1 protein-coding gene is annotated in these 1,505 nt (G+C 58.9%); it reads right to left on the bottom strand.

Translation table 11 applies throughout. The features are described from left to right. A partial coding sequence (locus C7B16_RS24145; protein ID WP_143192634.1) for a phage tail tape measure protein occupies positions 1 to 1,505 on the bottom strand: 1,505 nt, incomplete at both ends.

Genomic DNA, 1,505 nt, shown 5'->3' with positions numbered 1-1,505 from the left:
CGTTTCTGGTATTCAACCCTGTCGCCCAGGTCAGCCAGCTGGCGTCTGTACTCCAGCGTCTCGTCTTTATGCGCCAGCAGGGATTTCTCCTGTGCGGATAACTGGCGACGTTGTGCCGCCTCCGCCAGTACCGCATACTGACTTTCCGCCTTCCACAGTTCCCGACGCTGCTGGCTGATTTTTTCATTCGCCCCGGCGTGGGCCTGAAGTGTCCGCAGCTCAGTCTGCAGCGCCAGCAGCGCTGTACGGGTATTGTCCTCCTGACGATCGCCTGCTGACACTTTCACGCCGGACTGTTTCGGCTTTTTCAGCGTCGACTCATAGTCCTTTTTCGCCGCCGCCATCAGCGTGTTGTAGTCCGCCTGCAGGATTTTTCCGTCTTTCAGTGCCTTATTCAGTTCCTTCTGGCGGGCGGTATATTTATCCAGCGGCGTCTGCAGGCGTTCATATGCCTTCTGCGCCTCTTCGGTGTACTTCAGCCGTGACGCCTCCGATTCAGCCCGCTCCTGTGCCGCCATCTCGCTGGCTTTTTCCAGGTCTGCCTGCAGCGTCGCCGCGGAAAGGCCGAGTCGGGCGTTTTCGCGGTCGTCCCATGCCCCACGAAGATTAGAGAGAAACGCTGACGTTTTTCCGCGCCGGTTACTGCGACTCTGGTACCACTGCCATTTTTTATCCGCCTCATCGAATGCCTGCTGTGCCTTGTTCAGCATTTCTGCTGATGACTCAGGACGACCAATATCCAGCACCGCATCCCACATGGATTTGAATGCCCGTGCTGTCCTGTCTGTCCAGGCCTCCAGCGTGCCCATGTTCTCTTTCAGGCGTCGGGTCTGGTCATCAAACCCTTTCGTTGCGGCCTCGTTCGCCGCCTGCAATGCCCCGGCTTCATCGCCGGAACGCTGCAGTTGTGCAACATACGCAATCTGCTCTGCCGTCACGTTACGGAACTGGCGCGCCATCGCCATCAGTCCCGACGTCGGGTCAGTGGTCAGCTTCCCGAAGGCTTCAGCAACTTTATCCACCTCCACACCGGATGCAGACGCAAAACGCGCCACACTCTGGTTGATCGCATCAAACTGTTCACCACCACGCACACCGGCATTCACCAGGGCTGCCAGTGACTCACTCGCCTGGTTAAACGTCAGCCCCGCTGCCTGTCCGGCTCTGGAGAGCGTCAACATGCGATCGGCAGTCAGCCCCGACTGATTACCGGAAAGGACCAGCGTTTTATTAAATTCAGACAGGACGGTATCACCCTTGTACCAGGCATACACCAGCGCCCCCGTCGCGGCGGCCAGTAATGTGAGCCCGGCCATCGGCAGGGTGACCGCACCGGCAAGGCTCCTGAACATAGGGATTATCCCGCCGAAGGAGTCCTTCACCTGACCACCCTGTTGCAGCATGATCAGCCACGGACTTTGCCCGCCTGCAAGCTGCGTGGCCACGTCGGTGAACTGCGCAGGCAGCATACGCATGGCGGCTTTATACTGCCCGACGGAAATCCC

It is taken from the genome of Escherichia sp. 20412-1, from assembly GCF_003027595.1.
Classification (GTDB): Bacteria; Pseudomonadota; Gammaproteobacteria; order Enterobacterales; family Enterobacteriaceae; genus Escherichia; species Escherichia marmotae.
This window is presented reverse-complemented; position numbering and strand designations above follow the sequence as displayed.